Genomic DNA, 19,198 nt, shown 5'->3' with positions numbered 1-19,198 from the left:
AGCTGGAAAAATCCGATGACGACGATGATCGGCGCCAGATCGCGAACCGAATCGAGCGTCAACTTCAAGAAACGGAGAATGTTGGTTTGCATTGCCGCCGTTTCGCCGCCCCCGATTGGCTCCGGTGGTAGAGCCCGACACCATTATTAACGTTTTCGGGCCTCTGAGACAACGTATGCTGGCGCAACAACTGGCGGGGAGAAAGCGTGAAACAGAACCGCCGCCATGCCTGGCCCCGGACGCTGGCCCAGGCCAGGGAGCTGCAACACCGCCTGACCGGCCGGGTCGAGCGCCGCGACCGCTTCGGTGCCGTGCACCGCATCGCCGGCGCCGACGTCGGTTTCGAGGCGCGGGGCCGTATCGCAAAGGCGGCGCTCGTGGTGCTGGATATGGCCACGCTTGAGCCTCTTGAGTACGCCATCGCGCGCCAGGCCACGAAGTTTCCCTACGTGCCCGGGCTGCTCTCGTTCCGCGAGGCGCCGGCGATGCTGGCAGCCTGCGAAAAACTGGCAGCACCAGCCGACCTGCTGCTCTGCGACGGCCAGGGTATCGCCCATCCCCGCCGCTTCGGCCTGGCCTGCCATCTCGGCGTGCTGCTCGATCTGCCCACCATCGGCGTCGCCAAGTCGCGCCTGATAGGCCGCCACGCGGAGCCCGGTCCGGCCAAGGGCGACTGGGTGCCGCTTTTGCACGGTGAGGGCGGAGACACCGAGGTCATCGGCGCCGTGCTGTGCAGCCGCGCCGGGGTCAAGCCGCTTTATGTCTCGATCGGCCACCGGGTGTCGCTGGCCAGCGCCATCGATCTGGTGCTGCGCGCCACGCCGCGCTTCCGGCTGCCCGAAACCACGCGCCTGGCCGACCGGCTTTCCAAGGCAGGGGCCGGACCGCTGGCGGTGCCGGGCGGGATGGGATAGTTCTGACCGGGCAGCAGGGAGAAATCTCATGACCACGTTCGTTCTCGTCCACGGCGCCTTTCACGGTGGCTGGTGCTGGCGTGAGGTGGCGGCCAGTCTGCGCGGCCGGGGCCACCAGGTCTTCACGCCGACGCTGACCGGGCTCGGCGAACGCGCCCATCTGGCGACGCCCGAGGTCGACCTCGACAGCCACATCGAGGATATCGTCAACGTGCTGGTCTGGGAGGATCTGGAAGGCGCCGTGCTGGTCGGCCACAGCTACGGCGGCCTGGTGGTCGGCGGCGTCGCCGACCGGCTGCCCGAACGCCTGGCCGGACTCATATACCTCGACGCCATCGTGCCCGAGGACGGCCGTTCGGCGCTCGATTTCCAGGTGCCCGAGCGGCGCCAGGCCATGAAGCAGGCGGCGGCCGATCACAACGGCTGGCAACTGCCGCCGGTGCCGGCGGAATTCTACGGCGTCACCGACCCCGCCCAGGCCGCCTGGGTCAACGGCCACTGCACGCCCCAGCCCTTCGCCACCTTCCAGCAGGCCTCCAAGCTTACGGGTGCCGGCGAGGGCGTGCCATGCAAGGCCTACATCCGTTGCACCCAGACGCCGCTGGGCTACATGCAGCAGTTCGTCGAGCGTGCCGAACGGGCGCCCGACTGGCAGCTCCTCTATATCGACACCGGCCACGACTGCATGGTCACCGAGCCCGAACGCCTGGCGCAAATGCTGATCGGCTTGGTCTGATGCGGAGTCCGAACGATCAATTCGGGTTCGCCATGGAGCGCCATCGATATGGTGTGGCGCGCCACACCGCCCGTTCCCCCGTCCGCTAGATCCGCCTCAGCAAAAACCCTTCTTGCGCCAATGGATGCAGGGGTTCAAATTGATTCTGCGCACGTCAATCTTGTTGAAGGAACCACCAGAGATGTTCATCGCAATCGTGCAAATTCCAGGCGCTAAACGCAGCAAGGAACAAGCGGTCGAAGCGGGTAAGGCCTCGGCGCCGATGTATCTCGGGATGACGGGACTGATCCGCAAATACTACCTGAACGGCGACGAGGGTGGCGGCGGCGTCTACCTGTGGGAATCCAGGGAAGCAGCCGAAGCCTGGTATGATGACGACTGGTGGCCAATGATGGAAAAGCGCTTCGGCGTACGGCCGACGCTGACCTACTACGACAACCACGTCATCGTCGATAACGCCAGCGATGAACTGCGCATCGAGGGCAAGGCGGTGGCCTTGGAGCAGGACGCCGCCCAATAGGTCGAAAGGACAGCCGGTGACGGTATGCCATGCACCGCTGAGCGGAATCCGCGTACTCGACTTCACGCGGATGCTGGCCGGTCCCTATATGACCATGAACCTGGCTGACCTGGGGGCGGAGGTTCTGAAGGTAGAGGAGCCGGCAAAGGGTGATGAGACACGGGGTTTTCCACCGCACACGGAAGACGGCGAAAGTTGCTTTTTTACCAGCGTCAACCGCTCCAAGCGCAGCATCGCCATCGACCTGCGGCATCCCGAGGGCCGGGAGGTAGCGCGCGCATTGGCCCTACAGGCGGATATTCTGGCGGAGAATTTTCGACCCAACGTAATGGCCCGCTATGGCCTGGATTATCAAACCCTGCGCCAACAGCATCGGCGCCTGATTTACTGTTCCGTCACGGGCTACGGCCATACCAGTCCGCTACGCGACGTCGGTGGTTACGACCCCATCGCGCAGGCGGAAAGCGGCTTGATGGAAATGACCGGGTTTGCCGACAACGCGCCGGTCCGCGCCGGCGGTGGTATCATAGACAGCTTGACCGGAGCGATGGCGGGGCAGGCGGTTTTGGCGGCGCTGATCGCCCGCGGCAGCACCGGTCAGGGACAGTTTGTCGACATCTCGCTGCTGGACTGCACCCTGGCCGCCATGACGCCATATGCCCACAGCACCCTGAGCACCGGTCGGGACATGCCACGGGTCGGCAACAAATCGGTGTTCATGGCGCCTATGGACATCTACCAATGCGCCGACGGGCCGGTACTCCTGATTGCCAGCAGCGACCGTCAATTCCGCATGCTTTGCACGGAGGTATTGCAACGACCGGAACTGGTCGATGACCCGCGCTTCCGTACCATGACGGATCGCCTCGCCAACCGGCAAGACTTGGACCGGATAATCGGCGCCGCCTTGCTTGAACAGCCGCGGCAGACATGGATCGACCGCATGCGGCCAAGCGGCATCGTAGTCGGCAATGTGCGGCAAATGTCGGAGGCCCTGGCTTCACCCGAAGTCCGGGCCCGCGGCATGGTTGTGGCTGTGGACGGGGGAGAACGGGCGCTGGAGGACTATGACACCGTCGGTTCGCCGTTCTTCTTTTCCCATTCCCAGCTGCGTCCGCCCGGCGCCGCGCCCCGATTGGGCGCCGACACGGACGACGTGCTGGCATCGCTGTTGTCATATTCGCCGGCGCAAATCCGGGCCTTGCGCGAGGCCGGCGCGATCGGCGGCTGAGGTCGATTGGGCAGCGGATATTCGCGGCGACCGCACCGTCTGTCGGAGAACATCGCCGTCAGGCCTCGCCCCCGGCTTTCTGCTCGCGGTAGGCTTCCTTCCTCTTCATCCAACGCTCATGCACCGCGGGCGGCAGGAAGGGCTGCTCCACGGTGAAGACCTTATCCTTCCAGGCCTCGCCGGCGCGCCATTCGATCGGCACCTCGAGCGTGGCGCGCGGCGCCCTGGCCGTCTCCAACAGGTCGAGGGCCAGGCCAACGATTTGGTGCTGCATATCGACGTCGAAGGGCTCGCCACAGGGGCTGCCGAGGGGAAAGTCGGTGAATACGAAACGCGGCACGCCGCAATGCTCGACGATGTCGCGGGCGGCACCGATGATCACGGTGGGATAGCCATGTTTCTCGAGATGCCGGGCAACCAGACTCACGGTCTGGTGGCAGACGGGTCAGACCGGGGTGAGGATGACGACGTCGGCCGCTTCGTCGCGGCATTTCCGCAAAGCGGCCGGCGCCGCTTGCTCGAGCATCATGCGCTGGCTGTAGCCGCGATTGATGTTGTGGAAGTTCGCGGTGCGGCCAGCGAACCGGCCCTCGGCCGCGAATTCGTCCAGGCGGGTGAGCGGCAGATAGCTGTTGATGTCATCGAGGCTCGTGGCGTAACGGTCGAAGCTCTCTTGGCGGCTATAGAGCTTGTCCAGGGGCGTGTCCCAGGGGATCGAATAGACGTTGCCAACCGTGGTTTCCGCCTCGCTCGGCCCTTCGTCAGCAGCAGACTTGATCGATACGTCGCTGGTCGAAAACAGCGTCACCTGGCACTCCGACAAGGGTTTCTTCAGTGGCACGAAGGGAACTTCTTCGTAATGCGACCAGACATAGGACTTTTCATATCCCTGCGACAAATAGTAGTCGCGGATGCGATTCATATATTCGACATGGGCCAAGAAAAATTCCCTCCGCTACCAACGCAACGTAATTTTTATTCTGCGCAGATTTGCCGCACGGCGCAAGTTCTCGCCCGCAGGTTATTTTTTTGTTTTCGCCTAACATATTGCTGTGGAATGAATATTCCGGTTCTCCGTTTGCTCTTGGCATGATTACGAGCGTTGCCCGGGGCGGGGTTATGACCCGCCTGCCGCTTTGGCGCAGCCGAGTTCGAGGAAATCGGCTTCGGTGGCGGAATATTCAGCCGCGCTTCGGGGGCCCAGGGCGCGGCCGCTTGCGGCGGTCGCGGCACGCAGCGCGGCGGCGTCGAGTAGCGGCGCCAGCGCGCTGGCCGGGTTGCGTTCGAGGATGGCCAGGAGAACCCGCTGATAGACCACCTCGCCGCCATGGAACCCGTCGACGAATTCGCAGTCGCCGGCGCCCAGCGCCGCCGGGTCGAGAAAGTCGTAGGATTCGACCGGCAAGCCGGCCAGGTAGGTGCGCACCTCGGCCAGGTAGCCGAACGCTACGCCCATGCCGTCCATGGCCGCCAGCACGCGGCCGGCCAGCGGCGTCATGATGACCACCGGCGTGACGCCATCCGCCCGCAGGTCCGCCAGCAAGGCGTCGAACTGGGCGAAGCGGGCGGCGGCGGCCTGTTCCCCGTGCTCGAAAGGGCCGTCTGCTTTGGCCAGACGCCCCAGGGTGTTGCCGAATCCCTGATCATCGAACGTGGGGTCCTGGGCCGTATAGCGCCGGCCGTATTCGCGCGAGCCGTCGGCCCGGTAGCCGGCGGCCCGGATAATGGCGGCGACGCCGATGCCGGGATGGCTGGTGAGGCCGTTGGCCTTGCGGCCCCGGACGGCGACGCGCCAAAGATCGCCAAGACCCAGTTTGGCCTGCCACAGCCAGTCCGCCACCAGGTGCAGGAACCCGACGCTCAAGCCCGAGCGCGGCCGGCGCGGCGCATAGGCCGGGCGCTGGGGATTGAACCACCAGGGGTCGAGCCCGATGATCATCAGCCGCGGCCGGGCGACGGCCGGCAGCGCAGCCAGGAATTCCTCGCCCTCGCGCAGCGAACTCATGGCCCGGCCGGCGTTGGTGAAAGGCCGGAGGAAGAATTCCTGGCGCAGCTGCAGCACGCGCGAGGAGCCCAGCGCCAACACTTCGGCCCGGCGCGCCGTGGCCAGGGCGAGCTTGTGGGCGAATTCGTCGTCGTGGAGTGCGCTGCCGTAAATGGAACCGTCGGCCTGCTGGCGGGCGACGATTTCCGGGAGCGCCGTGAATTCCCCGGCCCGCCACAAGAAAAGCCCGCCCAGCGCCGGCAGGCCGGCCCCGAAGACGACCAGGAACAGCGCCAGCAAACCCAGATAGAGCGCTGCATAGCGCCGCTCGGAAAGGGGGGCGGTCGATACGGTCATGTTTCAGAATTGGAAATAGAGGAATTCCTGGGTCTCGGGCCGGCCCACCATGACGGCCAGCGCAGCCAGAGCCAGGCCGGCGTTGAAGGCGGCCCAGGGTGCGGTTTTTTGCCAAAGCGCCCAGCGCGGCAGGCGTTTCGCTTCGGTTTCGGCAAATCCGCTCCAGTCCTGGGTGTTGGGCAGCGTCCAGACGACGGCCAGGAGCGCCGCCAGCAAAAGCAGCGCCAGGCCCTGATCGTTGATGGCCGAGCCCGCTTGAGTGCCGCCGCCCAGCATGGCCAGCCACAGCGCCTGGGTCTCGGGCCAGGTCTCGGCCCGGAACGGCACCCAGGCGAAGATCACGGCGATCAACGTGAGGCCGCGGCCCAGCGTGGGGCGCAATCTCAAGCCCTCCGGCGACCAGCGGCGCCAGCCATGGTTCAGCGCCAGGTAAACTCCGTGCAACCCGCCCCACAGCACGAATCCCCAGTCGGCACCGTGCCACAGCCCGCCCAGCAGCATGACGATCATCATGTTGCGCATCTGGTTCGCCCAGCCGGCGCGGTTGCCGCCCAGGGGAAAGTAGAGGTGTTCACGCAAAAACCGCGACAGCGTCATGTGCCAGCGGCGCCAGAAATCGATGATGCAGGTGGCCTTGTAGGGGCTGGCGAAATTGAGCGGCAGGCGAATGCCGAACATCAGGGCCAGGCCGATGGCCATGTCGGAATAGCCGGAAAAATCGAAATAGATCTGAAAACCAAAGGCAAAAGAGCCGATCCAGGCTTCCAGCGCGCCCACCGCCGTGCCCGCCGCCACGGCCTCGAACACCGCATCCGCGTAGCCCGAGACGCCGTCGGCCAGGATGACTTTCTTGAACAGTCCGGCGAAAAATATCGTCAGCCCGGCCACCAGGTTGCCCAGCCGCGGCCGCTCGCCCAGTTTCTCGAACTGGGGCAGCATCTCGTAGTGGTGAACGATGGGCCCGGCGATCAGTTGGGGGAAGAAAGCCACGAACAAGAGATAGCGCGCCAGCGCCGGCGGTGAGGTTTCGCCGCGCCAGCAATCGACCAGGTAGGCGATCTGCTGGAAAGTGAAAAAGGAAATCGCCAGCGGCAGCACGATGGCTTCGATCGACCAGGCCCGGCCAAGCAGCAATGCTGCGTTTTCGACAAAAAAGAGTGCGTACTTGAAATAGCCCAAGAGCCCCAGGTTGAAGGCGACGCCCAAGGCCAGCAGCATCCGCCGCCGGCCGCCTTGGGCCCGGCAGATGCCCTGCGAGAGGGCAAAGTTGCCGCAGATCGAGGCCAGGATCAGGACCAGGTACTTGGGGTTCCAGTAGCCGTAGAAGACCAGCGAGGCGAGCCCGAGAAAGAGCACGCAATGAAGGTTCTTGCCCCGAAGCGCCACGACGAAAAAGACCACTAGCGCCAGCGGCAGGAAAACGAATACGAACAGAGGGGAATTGAAGAGCATGGGGCTCGCGCCAGTGTCAGCCGGCGCGATAGTAAGTCAATGTCCGTCCCTTGGGAATCACCCCCCGTGGGGGCGCCTGTGGCGCTCAACCAAAGACGCAGTCTTTACATAACGGGATCTTTTCCGTCTGGCCGCTGCGGTGGTAGCCGCGCCATTCGTTGTAGAGCGCCGAGCGCCAGACCTCCAGCGCACTGGTCTCGCGCACGTTGCCGACGACGCCGACGTTCTGGTTGTCGCCGCAACAAATGGTGGCGCGGCCGTCGGTGATGATGGTCATGCGCTTGACCAGTTGGTTGCAGCGTTTCTGGGTCATGGCCGAGGGCGAGTAATCACAGAGCGACGACATGATGCCGAAGGTGCTGGGATACTTGGCGGCGAACTTGTCGGCGATGTGGGCGAAGTTCTTTTTGATGTCCTCGATTTCGTGCTCGTTGTCCTTGGTGATGACGGTGTTGACGACGATTTTGGTCTTGGCGCCCGTCTCGTTCCGCAGCCGCCAGAAGGCTTCGAGATTGTCGCAGAGTTTCTCGAAGCTCGCCCCCACCCGAACCGTCTCGAAGGTCTCGGCGGTGGCGCCGTCGATCGAGACCTTGAGGATGGAAAGCCCGGCCTCCAGCAGGCGCCGGGAAAGATCCGGCGTCAGCAGCATGGCATTGGTGCCGATCTTCGACTTGATGCCGGCAGCCGAGACGTAGCCGATCATCTTGTCGATCTGGGGATTGATCAAGGGCTCTCCCGATGCCGAAAAGCCCATCAGGCTGACCCAGCCACGGCTCTGGTCGACCACCTCGCGCACCAGCTCGGGATCCATCAAGAGCGTCTTCTGGCCCTTGCGGTAATCCATGCTGAAGTGGCAGGTCTTGCAGCGCAGGTTGCAGCCGTCGGCGGCGCGAAAAGTGATCTGGTAGATCGACGAGGGCGGCAGCGCGTGGTCGAGCCAAAAATCGAGCTCGCCCTTGCGCTCCCGGTCCACCCAGCCCAACGGCCGGGTGGCGCCCTTGAGGGCCGAACGGGTGTAGTCCCTGGCGGTTCTCATGCGCTCGCTCGCGACATGGCCCGGACCTTAAATTATGCGCCGGCCCGTGACAATCAAGCGGCGGGGGGAGGGGGGGCTTTTGTTTTTCCCCTCCCCCTCGATGGGGGAGGGTCAGGGTGGGGGTGCTTGGTTTTGAGTTTGTGCCCATCCTCACGCCCCATCTCCCGCGACATCGCAAAGTAAGGACGCTCGCCACTGGGCAGCCGGAAGCAATGCTTCTGGTCGCAAGCCAGCGTGGGGAGCCGCCGCCGCCTCAAGCAGCCACTCGCTGCGCTCGCTGGGCCACTTGACCCGGTCGTCTGTGAGTTGGTTCCGGAAGGGCTGGCGGATTGGTGCGGGGATCTCGGATTACGGTTTGTTCAGCTCGCCTCCCCCTCGCCCCCGTCGTCATCGCCGCCCGGCTCGATAACCCCCATCTCGACCAGCTTGGCAACAACCGGTCCCAGCAACTCCTGGTCCGGCTCCAGCTCCGCCTCGCCGCAGCTTTGCCCGTACTCCCGGACAAGAGCCCCCATCAATTGCCCGAACGCCTCGGGCAGCCCAAGGAACTGTGGCGTCAGGGCCTCGATACCGGCCGCGAATGCCGCCACCGCCTGATCGTGCCGCTCCGCGCCCCGCAGGACCTGCCCCCAAGCCCCCAATGACGTGGCCAGGTCGGGCCGGAAAGCGTCGGGGCGTTCGGCGGCCAGGGCGCGGTAGGTCTCCGCCGCCTCCTCGATCGCCGCCAGCGCCTCCTCGCGCCGCCCGAGGTCGCCCAGACGGCCCGACAGGTTGTTGAGGGACATGGCCAGGTCGGGCCGGAAGGCGTCGGGGCGTTCGGCGGCCAGGGCGCGGTGGATCTCCGCCGCCTCCTCGATCGCCGCCAGCGCCGCCTCGCGCCGCCCCAGGGCGCTCAGACGGTTCGACAGGTTGTTGAGGTTTGTCGCCAGCGAGGCTTTGTCCGAAACGTCGGCGGCGCCCTTTGTGCGTAGCCCATCGACTGCTTTTTGCTGCAGGTCAAGGGCTCGTTCGCGGAGTTCGACGGTTTGATCGGGCAAGGCATTGAGAAGGCTGAGCAGGGTCGGCAGGTCCGCCGCGGCGACTCCCACAACGTCAAGCCAGTCGAGCGGTAGGCGGTGGCCGTGGATGGCGAAATCCTGGCAGGTGCGGATGACGCTTTCGCCGACCGGGCCGTGGGCCACCTCGGCGGCCCGTCGGACCGCTTCGCTGCTGTCGGTTTCGGCCCGGGGGGATTCGAGATCCCAGGCGCGCAGCAGCAGGGCCTCGCCGATCATGTCGGGTTGAACCGGTTGCAGGCGCCCGCCTTCGTGCCTGAGCGCCGAGTTCAACGCAGCATGGATCTTGGGGGCGTCGGGGGCGCCCTGGTGGTGAAGTTCGCTCTTTTCACGCTCAACGGTCGCCAGCGCCGCCTCGCGGTCAAGGCCTTGGCGTAGCGTGGTCATGGCTGCCAAGTGGATCAGCAGGGGCTCAGGCACGCCATGGGCTTGCGCCGCGCGTCCAATGCGGGCGAGTTCGGAATCAGCGGGTTCAAACGCCAGTTTGTCTCGGCTGAGCGCCAAGACCGCACCGATGCCGGCCTGGGCCGCCGTCAGTCCGGCCATCATCAGGAACAGCGGCTCGCCGCCCCAAGCGATTTCGGCGAGGCGCTGGTCGAAAGCGGGGTCGGAGCCGGGTTCCGGTGGGCGTTCGGAACTGCCGGCGAGTTCAAGTGTTGCTGTCAGGATGGCGCGCTGGGTCGTGGGATCGCGAAGCCGTGCCAGCGCTACGGGTTTCGACGGGTCGAGCAGGGCCTGCACGGCCCTGGCGTCGCCGCCGCCCCGGCCGAACACGGTTTGCCACCAGCCCGTGGGATCGGCCTGGCGTTCGAGCAGCAAGATTCGCAATCGCGTAGAGCCGGGTTCGAGCCCTCGGCTTGCCAGGTTGCTGAGCCAACCGGACAAGGCCGTGGCCTGGCCGGCGGCGTAGTCGACCACCACCAGGGTCGGGGCGTTCCAGTCCCAAAGATCGAGGTCGCCCTGCTTCGCGAAACGTGTCAGTTCTTCAAGTGTAACGAACCCCGCTTGCCAATCGGCCTTCGCCGCCCGCTCGCAAAGCTCGAGCGCCAGCCGTGTTTTGCCGGCCCCGGCCTGACCGGTGATCACGCGCACGGATATCGGCGCTTCCCGGTCCAGCCAGGCTTGCAGGTCGTCAAGGTCCGGTTGCCGGCCTAGAAGGTCTATCGAACGGGTGTAGGCGCTGACCAGATCGGTCTCGACTTCCTGGCCGTCGCTGTCCCGCCGCACGTCGCGCCGTGCCAGGTGGCGCGTCAGGCGCAGGTAGGGCTGTGCCGGATCGGCGCGGCTGCCGTCACCCGTGGCTTGGACGATTGCCTCGCCGGGACGGGCATCGAGGGGAGATCCCTCGATATCCTCCGTCAAAGTGCTGGCCAGCGATCCCCCAGGAAATTTTTCGACCTCCCTGGAGAGCCACTTGCTCAAAAAGGACCGGCTAAAGAAGCGCCTGAACTTGCCCGGCGGTTTTGCTTTCGAATCGGCCATGGGCGAGAAACTTCAACTTCGATTGTCAACACAGTTCGCTCGTTCGACTCTCCCCCACAACCCCGGGTCGCGCAACCGCAAAGTCTCCCCGAAATGCGCTCGAAGACGACCGGGTCAAGTGGCCCAGCGAGCGGAGCGAGTGGCCACTTGAGGCGGCGGCGGCTCCGCACGCTGGCCTGCGACCGGAAGCCCTGGTTCCGGTCTGCCTAGTGGCGAGCGTCCTTCTCGCCGACCGCAAGGTCGATTGGCGGCATGAAGTAGAATCGTCTCGTCATCTCTAGATACCTGGTATGAAACAACTTTAATTTAGAGTTCAGCGCTGAATTAGCTTCTATAGGCAAATCGAAAGCTCGTTAAGAAATCGGCACCCTTCTCGTTAACATTCCTTAATTAAAGGGACGCGGACGCTTTTTCCGGACGCTTTCACGAATTCTTACGGCACCAGCGGCACGAACCCGGGCACCTCGACAGGGTGGGCGGTGGCGCGGAGCGTCTGGGTCCAGGCGGCACGTTGGCGGCGGTCGTCGAGCGCTGTCTGGATGAACTCGTCGAGGCCGAGTTCGGGGGCGAGGCGCTGGCGGGCCGCTTCCAGGACCTCGGATTCGCTCTGGGCAACAAAACTGCGCCCCTCGGCCCGGCGCGGGCGCTGAGGGCGGTCGGGTCTGCCTCGAACCCGCAGACCCCGTGGTTGCAGAGGTAGGCGTGCAGGTCCGTCACCCTGCCGCCGTCGGGGCGGCGCGCCCGGATCTCGTCGAGGCGGCTGAAGGAATAGTTGGTCGTGGCGCCCAGCGTCCGGCCCATCTCGCTCTCGTGCATCCGCTCGATGCGCTCCTCGGGCACCAGGGTGAGGTGACAGCGCACCACCGTGCCGGGCGAGGGCGCCAGCGTCGCCGGGATCGAGGCGTAGCGCGTGAGGTGGGCGGAGAAGACGATGTCGAGGTCCAGAAGCTCGATCTCCTGCACCGCGATGGCGGTGCCGGGCATGTCGGCGAATTTTCGCGCCAGGTGCTCCGGCGCGGCGTTGGAGCCAAACGCGATGACAGGGACGCAGGGACCGGCGGTCTCGGCATAGGGCAGGACTTCGCCGTCGCGAAAGAGGAAATCGCCCTCGGGCGCCGCGAAGGGATAGTTCTTAGCTCGCTCGATCGCCGCCTGGTCTTTCATCGCTCGCACCCTGTGTCGCCCAGTGTATCCCCGTATATACTCGGGCCGGCCCGGGCTCAACGCCGGGCCGGAAAGTGCTCATGAACTACCGATCGCTGCGCGACTTCATCACCCGGCTCGAGAACGAGGGCCGGCTTGTGCGCGTGGCCGAGCCGGTCTCGACCAATCTCGAGATGACCGAGATCCAGACCCGGCTGCTGGCCGAGCGCGGGCCGGCGGTGCTTTTCGAGAAGCCCCTAGGGGCGGACGGGAAGCCGGCGGAAATGCCCGTGCTGGTCAATCTTTTCGGCAGCATCGAGCGCGTCGCCTGGGGCATGGGGCGCGAGCCCGGCGGTCTTCGGGAGTTGGGCGAGACGCTGGCCTTTTTGCGCCAACCGACGCCGCCGCAGGGGCTGCGCGAGGCGGCCGAAATGCTGCCGCTGGTGAAGCAGGCGCTGAGCATGAAGCCCAAGCGCCTCTCCTCGGGACCCGTCCACGAGGTGGTGCTGGAGGGCGAGGAGGCGGACCTGGGGCGGCTGCCCATCCAGACCTGCTGGCCGGGCGAGCCGGCGCCGCTGATAACCTGGCCGCTGGTGGTGACGAAAGGGCCGGAAGACGATTCGGAATACAACCTCGGCATCTACCGCATGCAGGTGCGGGGGCCGCGCAGCACCTTCATGCGCTGGCTCAAGCACCGCGGCGGGGCGCAGCACTTCGAGCGCTGGCGCGCCGCGCGTTCAGAACCCTTCCCGGCGGCCGTGGTCATCGGCGCCGATCCCGCCACCATCATCGCCGCCGTGACGCCGGTCCCCGACACGCTTTCGGAATACCAGTTCGCCGGGCTCTTGCGCGGCCAAAAGGTTGAACTGGTGCCCTGCAAGACGGTGGCGCTGGAGGTCCCGGCCAACGCCGAGATCGTCATCGAGGGCCATGTTTCGCTGGAGGAGCGCGGCCTCGAAGGGCCCTACGGCGACCATACCGGGTACTACAACGCGGCCGAGCCCTTTCCCGTGTTCACGGTCTCGGCCATCACCCAGCGCCGCGACCCCATCTACCTTTCCACCTTCACCGGCCGGCCGCCGGACGAGCCCAGCCTGCTGGCCGAGGCACTGAACGACGTCTTCGTGCCGCTCCTGCAGCAGCAGTTTCCCGAGATCGCCGACTTCTGGCTGCCGCCCGAGGCCTGTTCCTACCGCCTGGCCGTGGTCTCGCTGAAGAAGGCCTATCCCGGCCATGCCCGGCGTTTGATGATGGGGGTGTGGTCGGTCCTGCGCCAATTCATGTACACCAAGTTCGTCATCGTAATTGACTCGGACCTCGATGCGCGCAACTGGCACGACGTGGTCTGGGCGCTGGCCACCAACGTCGATCCGGCCCGCGACACAACTATTATCGAAGGCACGCCCATCGATTACCTCGACTTCGCCTCGCCGGTCTCGGGCCTGGGCAGCAAGCTGGGCATCGACGCCACCGCCAAGATCCCCCCCGAGACGGAGCGCGAATGGGGCCGGCCGCTGGGCATGTCGGCCGAAATCGTCGAACTGGTGACGGAAAAATGGCCGCGTCTCGGCCTGCCGGGCTCAGGCCGGCCGATCTGGAAATAAGCGCGACGGCGGCACCTGGAAACCCTATATAAGGGGCGCCAGCGACGACGGGATAATGCCATGAGCCAAACCTTTGCCAGCCACCCGGCCCAGGCCGGCGAGCGACTTTTGGGGCTGCTCGACGACGTGCTCGGCCGCGCCGCTCGGGCCGGTGCCGAGGCCGCCGACGCGGTCACCTTCGAGACCACCTCGCTGGCCGTCAGCCAGCGCCTGGGCAAACGCGAGGACATCGAGCGATCCGAATCCAGCGACTTGGGCTTGCGCGTCTTCGTCGGCCAGGGCCAGGGCGTGGTGTCGTCGTCCGACACGGCATCGGCGACGCTTGACGAAATGGTGGCGCGCGCCGTGGCCATGGCCCGGGCGGCGCCCGAAGATCCGCATGCCGGTCTCGCGGAGACGAATTTGTTGGCCCGCGACATTGCCGACCTCGACCTTTTCGACGCCAGCGAGCAAGAGGCCGAGACCCTTTACGCCCGGGCCGCCGAGGCCGAGGACGCGGCCCGGGCCATCGAAGGCGTGAGCAATTCCGAAGGCGCCGAGGCGAGCTGGGGCATGTCGGCCGTGGCCCTGGCCACCAGCCATGGCTTTCGCGGCCATTACCTGGCCTCGCGCCAAAGCGTCAGCGTCTCGGTGCTGGCCGGCCAGGGCACGGGCATGGAGCGCGACTACGACTTCGCCAGCGCCCGCTTCGGCGACGATCTCGACGACCCCGCAGCCATCGGCGCATCGGCCGGGCGGCGCGCCGTGGCCAGGCTCGATCCGCGCCAGGTCGAGACCACCCAGGTGCCGGTGATCTACGACCCCCGCGTCGCCAACGGCCTGGTGCGCCACCTGGCCAGCGCGATTTCCGGCCCGTCGGTCGCCCGCGGCAGCAGTTTTCTCAAGGACCGTATGGGCGAGCGACTGTTCCGGCCGGCCGTGCGGGTGGTCGACGACCCCCACCGGCGGCGCGGCCTGGCATCCAAGCCCTTCGACGGCGAGGGCGTAGCCAACCGGCGCACCACCATCATCGAAAAGGGCCTCCTTAAGACCTGGCTTTTGGACCGCGCCTCGGCCCACCAGCTCGGCCTCACCAGCAGCGGCCACGCCAGCCGCGGCACCAGCACGCCGCCCTCGCCTTCGCCCACCAATCTTTACCTCGAAGCCGGGGCCAAGAGCCCGGCCGAGCTGATGGCCAGCATCGAGCAAGGTTTTTACGTCAACGAACTCATCGGCTTCGGCATCAACTACGTCACCGGCGACTACAGCCGCGGCGCCGCCGGCTTCTGGATCGAAAACGGCGAGATCGCCTATCCCGTCAGCGAGGTTACCGTGGCCGGCAACCTGGCCGACATGTTCGCGGCCCTGGAAGCCGCCGACGACCTCGAGTTCCGCTATGGCGTCAATTCCCCGACCGTGCGCATCGACGGCATGACGGTAGCCGGCGCATGAGCAACTCGGGTGGCACAGCCACGTTTTTGGATCTGACAGCGGACCATGAACTGATGCTGGCGGCGACGCGGCGGGCCGGCGCCCTGGCGCTGGAATACTTCCAGAACGGTGTGCGGTCCTGGGACAAAGACGGCGGCAGCCCGGTCAGCGAGGCCGACATCGCCGTCGACCGCCTGCTGGAGCAAGAGCTGCGCGCGGCGCGGCCCGATTACGGCTGGCTTTCCGAGGAAAGCGAGGACGACCCGGCACGCCTCGAAGCCCGACGGCTGTGGATCGTCGATCCCATCGACGGCACGCGAGCCTTTCTCAAGGGCGAGCCCGAGTTCGCCGTCTGCGTCGCCCTGGTGGAGCAAGGCCGCACCATCGCCGGGGCCGTCTTTAACCCGGCCTCCGACGAGATGTTCGAGGCGAGCCAAGACGGCGGCGCGCGCCTCAACGGGCGGGCGCTGCAAATGACCGACGGCCCCGACCTGGAAGCGGCGCGCCTGCTGGCCGGTTCGGGGCCCATGAAAAAGCTCAAGAACCGGCCGCCGGTCTACGAACAGGACTACGTCTTCATCAACTCCATCGCCTACCGCATGTCGCTGGTGGCGGCCGGGAATTACGATGGCACGGTGTCGACGGCGGAAAAGTCCGACTGGGACCTGGCCGCCGCCGACCTGGTGGTGCGCGAGGCCGGCGGCCTGGTCTCGGCGCCTGACGGCTCGGCGCTGGTCTACAATCTTCAGGACCCCCGCCACGACGGCATCATCGCCGCGCCGCCACGGCTGCACGGCGAAATCATCGCGCGCTTGCGTGAGATTCTATAACGCCATAACGCCGCTCGGCCGATCATAAGTCCGTGATGCCGGCTAAACCGCGTGGCCCAGCGCGATGGCGAAAAAGATCACCAGGCCGAAGGGGTGGTTGGCGCGGAAGCGGATGAGGCAGTTGCCCGGCAGGTCGGGGCGTAGCGTGCGGACCTGCCAGGTCAGCATGAAGGTGGCCATGGCGAGGCCCATGAAATAAAGCGGGCCCAGTTCCGCCAGCATGCCGCTGACCGCCAAAGAAATCATGGTGCCGGCGTAGAAGGCGTAGAGCCAGGGTTTGGTGCGTGCCTCGCCGAACTTGATGGCGGTGGATTTGACGCCGATCAGCAGGTCGTCTTCCTTGTCCTGGTGGGCGTAGATGGTGTCGTAGCCCAGCGTCCAGAAGATGCCGCCGAGGTAAAGCGCCAGCGGCGCCCAGGAGAGCGTGCCGGTTACCGCGGCCCAGCCCAGCAGCGCCCCCCAATTGAAAGTCAGCCCGAGCACCAACTGGGGCCAATAGGTGATGCGCTTCATGAAGGGATAGATCGCCACCAGGCCCAGCGAGGCTATGCCCAGCCAGATGGCGAAGGGGTTGAAGCTGAGCAGGATGACGAAACCCAGCAGGGCCTGGGCGATCATGTAGGCCGCGGCCCGGGCGACGCTGACCTGGCCGCTGGGGATGGGGCGCAATGCCGTGCGCTCGACCAGGCCGTCGAAGTTGCGGTCGACGATGTCGTTGTAGGTGCAGCCGGCGCCGCGCATGACGAAAGCGCCGAGGAAGAAGAGCATCAAGAGGATCGGATCGGGCCAGCCGGCGGCCACCAAGGGCCGCCAGCTTGGCGCCGCCGGCTGGCCGGCGGCCAGGGCCAGGGACCAAAGCCCGGGCCAGAGCAAGAGCCAGGCGCCGATCGGGCGGTCGAAGCGCGAGAGCTTGAAATAAGGCCGCCAGCCCGGCGGCGCCCGGCGGTCGACCCAGTTGTCGGCCGGAGCGTCGGCGATGGTTTGGTCGGTACCCTGGTCGCGCTCTTCGGACATGGCCAAGCACTAACGCCATTTTTGCCCGTGCTCAAGCTGTGCCATGCTGGGGCCATGCCGCTGCAGCGTCCCAAAATCCGACTCTTCGTTGAAGCCGTGCTGGATTCGGAAACGAACCTCGAGCTCGATCACGACCAGTGCCACTATTTGCTGAGGGTGATGCGGCTCGGCCCTGGCGACGAGGTGGCGCTGTTCAACGGGCGCGATGGCGAATGGCGGGCCGAAGTGCTCGAAAGCGGGCGCCGGGCCTGCCGGCTGGCCCTGCGGGAACGCCTTTTGGCCCAGCCCCCGGCCGGCGATCTCGGGTTGCTGTTCGCGCCGCTCAAACGGGCCCGCCTCGAGATCATGGTCGAGAAGGCGACCGAGCTCGGGGTGACGCGGTTGCAACCGGTGCTGACGCGGTACGCGGCGGTGCGGCGCCTCAATCTTCCGCGCCTGGCGGCCCACGCCCGCGAGGCGGCCGAGCAATGCGGCCGGCTCGAGGTGCCGGCCTTGGCCGAGCCGATGGCGCTCGACGAGGTGCTGGCGGCCTGGCCCGTGGCGCGGCCGCTATATTGGTGCGACGAACGCGGCGGCGGCCGGCCGGCGGCGGCGGTATTTGCCGCCGCCTCATCCCCGGCCGACCTGCTGATCGGGCCCGAAGGCGGCTTTGCGCCGGACGAGGCGGCCCGGCTCGAGGCCCTGGCGGCGGCCGTCGCCGTCGATCTCGGGCCCAGGCTGCTGCGGGCCGACACGGCCGGCGTGGTGGTTCTGGGCCTCTGGCAGGCCCTGAACCTCGCCAAAAAGTGACCGCTGACGGGACTTGCGGGGGGTATTGGGAACTGCTACCTGAGCAAGCAGAAATTTCGACCGCGTCGCGACGGGCGGCCCCCACCATATCCACGAGGTAACGATGGCCGAAACTGGGGCCAAAAGCGCGACGGTCGAGAGCCGGACCGACCTGATCGAATACCTCGAGCGGGGCTCGAAGCCCCCGGCCGACTGGCGCATCGGCACCGAGCACGAGAAGTTCGGCTTTTTCCATGCCGACTTGCGGCCCATCCCCTATGAAGGTGCGGCCGGCGTGCAAAAAGTACTGGAGGGCCTGCAGCGCTTCGGCTGGAAGCCCAAGTACGAAGGCGAGAACGTCATCGCGCTGGCCCTCGACCAGCAGGCGGTGACGCTGGAGCCGGGCGGCCAGCTCGAGCTTTCGGGGGCGCCCCTGGAGACGCTGCACCAGACCTGCAACGAGGTGCACAACCATCTCGACCAGGTGCGCGAGGTGGCCGAGGGCCTGGGCATCGGCTTTCTCGGGCTCGGCTTCCAGCCCAAGTGGCGGCTCGAGGAAACGCCGGTCATGCCCAAGGGCCGCTACGGCATCATGCGCCGCTACATGCCGACGCGGGGGCGCTTGGGCCTCGACATGATGTTCCGCTCGTCGACGGTGCAGGTCAACCTCGATTTCCGCTCCGAGGCCGACATGGTGAAGAAGTTTCGCGTGGCCTTGGCGCTGCAGCCCATCGCCACGGCGCTGTTCGCCAACTCGCCCTTCAGCGAGGGCCGGCCCAACGGTTTTCTCAGCTACCGCAACTATATCTGGAGCGACACCGACCCCGACCGCACCGGGCTCTTGCCCTTCGTCTTCGAGGACGGCATGGGCTTCGAGCGCTATGTCGACTATGCCCTCGACGTGCCCATGTATTTCGTTCACCGCGGCGAGGATTATGTCGATGCCTCGGGCCAATCGTTCCGCGATTTCATGGCGGGCCGGCTGCCCGCGTTGCCCGGCGAGCGGCCGACCTTGCAGGACTGGGAGGACCACCTGACGACGCTGTTTCCCGAGGCCCGGCTCAAGACCTTCCTCGAGATGCGCGGCGCCGACGGCGGACCCTGGCGCCGGCTCTGCGCGCTGCCGGCCCTGTGGACCGGCCTCTTTTACGATGAGGCGGCGCTCGATGCCGCCTGGCAGCTCTGCCGCGACTGGAGCGCCGAGGAACGCGCCGCCCTGGCCCGCGAGGTGCCGCGGCGCGCCTTGGGGACCCAGCACCTCGGCCGGCCCGTACTCGACTGGGCCGCCGAGGTGGTAGAGATCGCCGGCCATGGCCTCAAACGGCGCGCCCGGCTGGACAGCTTCGGCGACAACGAGAACCACTTTCTCGATGCGCTGCGCAGCATCATCGACGCCGGCCGCACGCCGGCCGAGGATCTGCTGGAAGCCTACGAGACCCGCTGGCAGGGCTCGGTCGATCCGCTGTTCGAGGAATATTCTTACTAAATCGGATCTCATGAAATGAGATCCGATCTAGATTCTTGTCGCTCACGGCGGCGGACCTGCGGTCCGCAGCCTCCGCGGGGGCGGTGTGCCAGGCATGGCGCACGGTGCGAAAGCACCATTTGCCGGGCTGTGGTGGCCCGGCGACGACTTGGGGGTGGAAGTCCCCTACGGACCCT

At 66.3% G+C, this 19,198-nt stretch carries 17 protein-coding genes; 9 read left to right on the top strand and 8 right to left on the bottom strand.

What is annotated here, in order from left to right:
- Positions 1-206: 206 nt before the first annotated feature.
- From nfi to QGG75_12610, 4 genes are all read left to right on the top strand, one after another.
- The gene (nfi, locus tag QGG75_12625; protein ID MDP6068076.1) at positions 207-914 is read left to right on the top strand and encodes a deoxyribonuclease V; all 708 of its coding nucleotides are present in this window, start codon (positions 207-209) and stop codon (positions 912-914) included.
- A 28-nt stretch (positions 915-942) separates the two neighbouring features.
- The gene (locus tag QGG75_12620; GenBank protein MDP6068075.1) at positions 943-1,650 is read left to right on the top strand and encodes an alpha/beta fold hydrolase; all 708 of its coding nucleotides are present in this window, start codon (positions 943-945) and stop codon (positions 1,648-1,650) included.
- A gap of 181 nt (positions 1,651-1,831) precedes the next feature.
- Positions 1,832-2,170, top strand: coding sequence for a monooxygenase (locus QGG75_12615; GenBank protein MDP6068074.1), 339 nt, complete (start codon positions 1,832-1,834; stop codon positions 2,168-2,170).
- Positions 2,115-3,401 carry a CoA transferase gene (locus QGG75_12610; GenBank protein MDP6068073.1) on the top strand — a complete coding sequence of 429 codons (1,287 nt, stop codon included), beginning with the start codon at positions 2,115-2,117 and terminating at the stop codon, positions 3,399-3,401. Before QGG75_12615 ends, QGG75_12610 begins: the two co-directional genes overlap by 56 nt.
- A gap of 58 nt (positions 3,402-3,459) precedes the next feature.
- Here QGG75_12610 and QGG75_12605 read toward each other — a convergent pair whose 3' ends face one another.
- From QGG75_12605 to QGG75_12575, 7 genes are all read right to left on the bottom strand, one after another.
- Positions 3,460-3,828, bottom strand: coding sequence for a hypothetical protein (locus QGG75_12605; protein MDP6068072.1), 369 nt, complete (start codon positions 3,826-3,828; stop codon positions 3,460-3,462).
- 18 nt (positions 3,829-3,846) lie between these two features.
- Positions 3,847-4,323: a hypothetical protein gene (locus QGG75_12600; GenBank protein ID MDP6068071.1), complete on the bottom strand. Its 477-nt coding sequence runs from the start codon at positions 4,321-4,323 to the stop codon at positions 3,847-3,849.
- Positions 4,324-4,518: 195 nt separating this feature from the next.
- On the bottom strand, positions 4,519-5,742 hold the full coding sequence (locus QGG75_12595; protein MDP6068070.1) for a hypothetical protein: 1,224 nt from the start codon (positions 5,740-5,742) through the stop codon (positions 4,519-4,521).
- A gap of 3 nt (positions 5,743-5,745) precedes the next feature.
- Positions 5,746-7,194 (bottom strand): MBOAT family protein, encoded by a 1,449-nt coding sequence (locus tag QGG75_12590; GenBank protein MDP6068069.1) that lies wholly within the window; start codon positions 7,192-7,194, stop codon positions 5,746-5,748.
- Between the two features lie 85 nt (positions 7,195-7,279).
- Positions 7,280-8,230: a radical SAM protein gene (locus QGG75_12585; protein MDP6068068.1), complete on the bottom strand. Its 951-nt coding sequence runs from the start codon at positions 8,228-8,230 to the stop codon at positions 7,280-7,282.
- A gap of 359 nt (positions 8,231-8,589) precedes the next feature.
- On the bottom strand, positions 8,590-10,767 hold the full coding sequence (locus tag QGG75_12580; GenBank protein MDP6068067.1) for a tetratricopeptide repeat protein: 2,178 nt from the start codon (positions 10,765-10,767) through the stop codon (positions 8,590-8,592).
- A gap of 423 nt (positions 10,768-11,190) precedes the next feature.
- Complete coding sequence (locus QGG75_12575) at positions 11,191-11,931, bottom strand: hypothetical protein (protein ID MDP6068066.1); 741 nt, start codon at positions 11,929-11,931, stop codon at positions 11,191-11,193.
- A gap of 80 nt (positions 11,932-12,011) precedes the next feature.
- Between QGG75_12575 and QGG75_12570 the strand changes: the two genes are divergently transcribed.
- From QGG75_12570 to QGG75_12560, 3 genes are read left to right on the top strand one after another with little or no spacing between them, the layout of a single operon-like run.
- Positions 12,012-13,514 carry a UbiD family decarboxylase gene (locus QGG75_12570; GenBank protein MDP6068065.1) on the top strand — a complete coding sequence of 501 codons (1,503 nt, stop codon included), beginning with the start codon at positions 12,012-12,014 and terminating at the stop codon, positions 13,512-13,514.
- A 60-nt stretch (positions 13,515-13,574) separates the two neighbouring features.
- Positions 13,575-14,945: a metallopeptidase TldD-related protein gene (locus QGG75_12565; protein MDP6068064.1), complete on the top strand. Its 1,371-nt coding sequence runs from the start codon at positions 13,575-13,577 to the stop codon at positions 14,943-14,945.
- Complete coding sequence (locus QGG75_12560; protein ID MDP6068063.1) at positions 14,942-15,754, top strand: 3'(2'),5'-bisphosphate nucleotidase CysQ; 813 nt, start codon at positions 14,942-14,944, stop codon at positions 15,752-15,754. The genes QGG75_12565 and QGG75_12560 overlap by 4 nt, the downstream gene beginning before the upstream one ends.
- Before the next feature lie 42 nt (positions 15,755-15,796).
- Here the strand turns inward: QGG75_12560 and ubiA are convergent, their stop codons facing one another.
- Positions 15,797-16,768, bottom strand: coding sequence for a 4-hydroxybenzoate octaprenyltransferase (gene ubiA / locus QGG75_12555; protein MDP6068062.1), 972 nt, complete (start codon positions 16,766-16,768; stop codon positions 15,797-15,799).
- Positions 16,769-16,822: 54 nt separating this feature from the next.
- On the opposite strand from ubiA, the gene QGG75_12550 reads away from it, so the two are divergent.
- Positions 16,823-17,557: a 16S rRNA (uracil(1498)-N(3))-methyltransferase gene (locus tag QGG75_12550; protein MDP6068061.1), complete on the top strand. Its 735-nt coding sequence runs from the start codon at positions 16,823-16,825 to the stop codon at positions 17,555-17,557.
- Between the two features lie 103 nt (positions 17,558-17,660).
- Positions 17,661-19,022 (top strand): glutamate--cysteine ligase, encoded by a 1,362-nt coding sequence (locus tag QGG75_12545; protein ID MDP6068060.1) that lies wholly within the window; start codon positions 17,661-17,663, stop codon positions 19,020-19,022.
- The last annotated feature ends 176 nt before the right edge of the window (positions 19,023-19,198 follow it).

The sequence above is a fragment of the Alphaproteobacteria bacterium genome, from assembly GCA_030740435.1.
Taxonomy (GTDB): domain Bacteria; phylum Pseudomonadota; class Alphaproteobacteria; order UBA2966; family UBA2966.
Note: the sequence above shows the minus strand (reverse complement) of the source record. Positions and strands in the feature narration are given on the sequence as shown.

Bases quoted from the DNA above. Each gene is read 5' to 3' on its own strand.
- QGG75_12620 (MDP6068075.1), top strand. From the start codon at position 943: ATGACCACGTTCGTTCTCGTCCACGGCGCCTTTCACGGTGGCTGGTGC.
- QGG75_12610 (MDP6068073.1), top strand. From the start codon at position 2,115: ATGAACTGCGCATCGAGGGCAAGGCGGTGGCCTTGGAGCAGGACGCCG.
- QGG75_12590 (MDP6068069.1), bottom strand. From the start codon at position 7,194: ATGCTCTTCAATTCCCCTCTGTTCGTATTCGTTTTCCTGCCGCTGGCG.
- QGG75_12560 (MDP6068063.1), top strand. From the start codon at position 14,942: ATGAGCAACTCGGGTGGCACAGCCACGTTTTTGGATCTGACAGCGGAC.
- QGG75_12545 (MDP6068060.1), top strand. From the start codon at position 17,661: ATGGCCGAAACTGGGGCCAAAAGCGCGACGGTCGAGAGCCGGACCGAC.
- QGG75_12570 (MDP6068065.1), top strand. From the start codon at position 12,012: ATGAACTACCGATCGCTGCGCGACTTCATCACCCGGCTCGAGAACGAG.
- QGG75_12565 (MDP6068064.1), top strand. From the start codon at position 13,575: ATGAGCCAAACCTTTGCCAGCCACCCGGCCCAGGCCGGCGAGCGACTT.
- QGG75_12615 (MDP6068074.1), top strand. From the start codon at position 1,832: ATGTTCATCGCAATCGTGCAAATTCCAGGCGCTAAACGCAGCAAGGAA.
- QGG75_12600 (MDP6068071.1), bottom strand. From the start codon at position 4,323: ATGAATCGCATCCGCGACTACTATTTGTCGCAGGGATATGAAAAGTCC.
- QGG75_12580 (MDP6068067.1), bottom strand. From the start codon at position 10,767: ATGGCCGATTCGAAAGCAAAACCGCCGGGCAAGTTCAGGCGCTTCTTT.
- QGG75_12585 (MDP6068068.1), bottom strand. From the start codon at position 8,230: ATGAGAACCGCCAGGGACTACACCCGTTCGGCCCTCAAGGGCGCCACC.
- QGG75_12595 (MDP6068070.1), bottom strand. From the start codon at position 5,742: ATGACCGTATCGACCGCCCCCCTTTCCGAGCGGCGCTATGCAGCGCTC.
- QGG75_12575 (MDP6068066.1), bottom strand. From the start codon at position 11,931: ATGAAAGACCAGGCGGCGATCGAGCGAGCTAAGAACTATCCCTTCGCG.
- ubiA (MDP6068062.1), bottom strand. From the start codon at position 16,768: ATGTCCGAAGAGCGCGACCAGGGTACCGACCAAACCATCGCCGACGCT.
- QGG75_12550 (MDP6068061.1), top strand. From the start codon at position 16,823: ATGCCGCTGCAGCGTCCCAAAATCCGACTCTTCGTTGAAGCCGTGCTG.